Source organism: Actinomadura rubrobrunea NBRC 15275 (assembly GCF_001552235.1).
GTDB lineage: Bacteria > Actinomycetota > Actinomycetes > Streptosporangiales > Streptosporangiaceae > Spirillospora > Spirillospora viridilutea.
The window spans coordinates 1-4,826 of record NZ_BCQU01000172.1; the positions used below are offsets into that span (position 1 = coordinate 1).

The 4,826-nt window shown below is 73.5% G+C and carries 3 protein-coding genes; all 3 read left to right on the forward strand.

Annotated elements, in window-relative coordinates:
- Positions 1-399: 399 nt before the first annotated feature.
- Complete coding sequence (locus AR3_RS28575) at positions 400-3,822, forward strand: S8 family peptidase (RefSeq protein ID WP_067918686.1); 3,423 nt, start codon at positions 400-402, stop codon at positions 3,820-3,822.
- Positions 3,823-4,018: 196 nt separating this feature from the next.
- Complete coding sequence (locus tag AR3_RS28580; protein WP_067918693.1) at positions 4,019-4,612, forward strand: RNA polymerase sigma factor; 594 nt, start codon at positions 4,019-4,021, stop codon at positions 4,610-4,612.
- Positions 4,605-4,826 (forward strand): hypothetical protein (locus AR3_RS28585; RefSeq protein WP_157406820.1); only part of this gene is annotated, 222 nt, incomplete at its 3' end. The genes AR3_RS28580 and AR3_RS28585, both read left to right, overlap by 8 nt.

Here is a 4,826-nt window from a genome sequence, read left to right on the forward strand (position 1 = left end):
GAGGTCGATACCGACCGCACGTCCCATGTCTCTTCGTCCTCCGTCGTCTACTGCTCTGCCCCCGGTCGCGTCCCCCCTGAGTACGCGGCGGCGGCCGGGTTCGCGTCTCTGTCCCGCCAGGGTGCCCCCGGCGGAGATCATTGTCAAATCACTTGAGCCGGATCGACTCAACTTTGCTGACGCTCACATCAACAGGACGTGTGAGCCTCCTATTCCCGTTCCCGCCATCGGCCCTTCGGACCCGAAATCCCCACCCGGGACGAGGCGCGCCTCCGCCCGAAGGACGAGCGGCCCCCTCCTGACGGCCCGCAGGAAGCCGGATCTTCCCCTGAGAGCTCCGTGAAGCGCGTGCGCCGGTTCGGGTGATCAAGGGAGAGGACGACTTCAGAGAGGAGCCCCATGGGAGGCAGACGCATCGGCCGCGCGCTGCTCGGCGCGGCCGTCGTCGCCGGTGTGGTCGCCGCGCCCCCGGGTGCGGCGGACGCGGCGAAGCCACCGGGCGCAACGGGCGGGGCGGCCGCGGGGGCGCTGCCCCCGGGCCGCTCGTGGACGGTGACGCTCCTGACCGGCGACGTCGTCCGGGTGCGCACGCTCAAGGGCCGCCCGCCGATGGTCACGACCACGCCCGGCGAGGGCAGGGCCAACCGGACGTTCCGCACCTCGTACCGTCCGGACGGGCACGTGGTGGTGATCCCGGCGGACGTGGCCCCGCTGGTCGGCCGCGTCCTCGACCCCGACCTGTTCGACGTCACCACGCTGATCCAGCAGGGGTACGACGACGCGCATACCCGCGAGCTGCCGCTCATCGTGCAGCGGGAGGGCGGCGTGCGGCCGCGCAAGGCGCTCGGCGGGACGCTCCGGGAGACCCGCGCCCTGCCGAGCATCGGCGCGGTCGCGGCCCGCCAGCCCAAGAAGGACGCGGAGCGTCTCGCCGCGTCCCTGGCCCCCCGCACCCGGGCCAAGGCGGCGAACGACATCCGCCGCATCTGGCTCGACCGCAAGGTCCGCGCGAGTTCCGCCCCGCTTGCGCCCGCCCTCGCGTCGGGTGCCGCGCGGGCCGCGTCGGCCGCGACTCTCGACCGCAACCTGAGCCAGATCGGGGCGCCCGCCGCGTGGCAGGCGGGGATCACCGGGCGCGGCGTCACGGTCGCCGTCCTGGACACGGGAGTGGATCCGGACCACCCCGACCTCAAGGACCGCGTCGCCGAGACCGCGAACTTCTCCGAGGCCGCCGACACGGTCGACCGGCTCGGGCACGGCACGCACGTCGCCTCCATCGTCGCGGGCAGCGGCGCCGCCTCGGACGGGGAGCGGCGGGGCGTCGCCCCGGACGCGCGCCTGCTGGTCGGCAAGGTGCTCGGCGACGACGGCTTCGGCACCGAGTCGTCCGTCATCGCGGGAATGGAGTGGGCCGCCCCGCGCGCCAAGGTCGTCACGATGAGCCTCGGCGGCGACCCCACCGACGGCACGGACCCCCTGGCGCAGGCGGTGGACCGGCTCACCGACCGGTACGGCGCCCTGTTCGTCGCGGCCGCCGGGAACTCCGGCGGGATTTCCTTGATCGAAACGCCGGGCTCCGCCGACGCCGCGCTCACGGTGGGCGCCGTGGATGGCCGAGACCGCCTCGCCGAATTCTCCAGCCGCGGCCCGCGCACCGGACGGTACGCGGCCAAGCCGGAGATCGTCGCCCCCGGCGTCGACATCGTCGCCGCGCGGGCCGCGGGCACGTCGATGGGCGACGCCCTGGACACGCATTACACCTCCGCGTCCGGGACGTCCATGGCGACGCCCCATGTCGCGGGCGCGGCCGCACTGCTGCTGCAGAAGCACCCGGGGTGGACGCCCGCCCAGCTGAAGTCCGCCCTGGTCGGCTCCGCCGCACCCGTTGACGGGGACGCGTTCGAACGCGGCGCCGGGCGTCTCGACGTCGCCGCCGCCACCACGGGACCCGTCGTCTCGCTCCAGGCGGCGCCGCACCTGGGCGCCTCCGCCTACCCGGGGCACGCCCCGCTCAAGACCGAACTGCGCTGGGCGTCGCGTTCGGCGAGCACGGTACGGCTCGACCTGGACGTGCGGGTGACCGACCGTCGGGGGAACACCGCGGACGGCGCCGCGTCGCTGTCGTCCGCCCAAGTGGACGTCCCGGCGGGCGGGGAAGCGTCCGCGACCCTTCGGGTGGACGCGGCGAAGCTGGGCGGCAAGCCGGGGCTCTACACGGCCGAGGTGACCGCCAAGACCGATGGCGCGACCATCCGCACACCGGTCACGTTCCACGTGGAGCCGCCCAGCCACGAACTGACGGTCAAGGCGACGCCTCTGCCCGGCACCCAGGACGGGAACATGAGCGCCGGCGCGAGCGTGGTCAACCTGGACGACGTCGCGCTGTTCAACGATTACCCGTCGACGGGTGAGGACGGCACGGTGCGGCTCAGAGTGCCCGCAGGCCGCTACAGCGTCATGGGCGTGGTCTCCGACGACAACCCGGAAGCCCCTCGTTCCGCTCTCGCGGGCACCCCCGAAGTCGTGGTCGACCGCGACACGACCGTCGTCCTGGACGGGGCAGGCGCCAAAGAGATAGGAGCCAAGGTCTCCGACCGTACGACCGAGACCAAGATGGCCGCGTCCCTGCAGGTGCGCAGCAACCACCAGGACATGTGGGGCGAGGTGGTCTACACGTGGCAGCCGCAAAAGGAGAAGGTCTACGTTCAGCCCACCGGCACCGCGCAGACCGGTGAGTTCCGCCCCTACGGCATCTACCGGCTGACGGCGCCGGGGGAGGTCTACGACCTGCAGGAACCCATGGGCGACCGGGTGCCCGACGACCCCGTGCACATAGTGACGCCCGAGTCCCGCGCGCGCATGGCCCGCGTCGACCAGCGGTTCGCCGCGTTCGACGGGGACACCGAGACGCCGATGAGCGAGAAGCGCTACGGCGTGACCCCCGAGGGCTTCCTCGGCTTCGAGGCGGACGGCAGGGTGACCCCCGGGACGACGCGCACCGACTACCTCTCCGCCGGGCGCGGCGTCGAGTGGTTGGACGAGGCGTTCTTCGAGGCGCTGAACGGGTGGGGCGAGCAGATTCCGCTTCAACGGCGCGAGCCGGGCAGCCGCACGACGCAGACGTGGGGCCGCCAGCCCCTGCGCCCCGGGCCCGTCTCCGTCAACGCCGTCTCACTGAGCGAATGCCTCCCTCAGCCGGTGACCCGCACCCGCGGTGTGCTGAACGTCGCCTTCGTCGACCTGCAGACGCGCCCGGACGGCTTCGACTGCGGCTACTGGGACGAGAACGGCAACGACCCGCTGACCCGCCGCCTCACCGTCACCGCGGACGGCCGGAAGATCGGTGAGGTCGAGGCGCGGGCCGGCCGGTTCGACGTGCCCGCGCGGTCGGCGACGTACGAGATCCGCTACGACACCGACGCCTCGACGTTCACTCCCGTGTCGACGCGGACGTCCACCACGTGGAGGTTCCGTTCCGCCGCGCCCGCGGGCCACTCCGGCGTGCCCGTCCCGCTGCTGACCGTCGACTACGACCTCGGCCTCGACCTGCGCAACCAGCCGACGGGCGGCCCCGCCACGTTCCAGGTCGCGCGGGTGGCCGGAAGCGGCACGGCGAAGGTCACCGGGCTGCGCCTGTGGACGTCGCTGGACGACGGCGCGACCTGGCGTCGGGCCGAGGTGACGGCCTTGGGCGGCGGGAAGTTCTCCGCGACGCTGCCCAAGGCCGCCGCCGGCCAGGCGGTCTCGATACGCGTCGCCGCCGAGGACGCGGGCGGCAGCGCCATCGACCAGCGGATCATCAGGGCGTACAACGTCCGCTGATCCGCGTTCGCTCGCAGAAGGCCGCCGCGCGCCACCGCGCACGGCGGCCTTCTCACGTCAGAAAGCGACCGACGCAAACCTTCGGTCTGCGCCGGTGGGCGTGCGAGCGGCGGTCGTGAAGAAGAACTCCTGATGCGGGTGAGTACCGAGTGACCGCCGTTCGCCTCGAAAGGCCGGATATGGAATGGAGCCACGGATGACCGCTCCACCGGACGTCGCCACCGACGACGCCGCGGTGATCGAGCAGTCCCGGCATGAGCCCGATCGATTCGCCGTGATCTACGACCGGTACTTCCCGGAGATCTACCGCTACGTGGCGGCCCGCCTCGGCAGGGACGTCGCCGACGACATCGCCGCCGAGACGTTCTGCGCCGCGTTCCGCAAGCGCGACCGCTTCGACCCGGCGCGCGGGGCGGTGCGCCCCTGGCTGTACGGGATGGCCACCAACCTGGTCGGCCGGCACCGGCGCGACGAGCGCCGCCGTTACGCCGCGCTGGCCCGCATGGCGCCGGAGTGGCGCGCCGACGGGCACGAGTCCCGGGTCGCCGCGCGGGTGGCCGCCGAGGGCGTCCGGCCGCAACTGGCCGGGGCCCTCGCCGAGCTGTCCGAGGGCGACCGGGACGTGCTGCTCCTCGTCGCCATCGGCGGGCTGCGCTACGAGGAGGTCGCACAGGCGCTGGAGATCCCTCCGGGAACCGTCGGATCGCGGATGAACCGGGCTCGACGAAAGGTGCGGGAGGCACTGGGCGGGACCGATCCCACACACGCGGAGGAGCACTTCCATGGATGACATGCGGGACGAGACGACGCTGGTCGCCGCCCTGCTGGACGAGGGCGGCCCATCGCGGCAGGTGACCGCCGCGGGTCGGGAGCGCCTGCTGGAGCTGGCGCGGACGGCCGACCGGCCGCCGGCGCGAAAGGCCCGACGCTGGAACGGGTGGCTGCGGGGGCGCCGCCCGCTCGGCCTCGGGCTCGGCCTGGTCGCGGCCGCCGCGGCGGCCGCC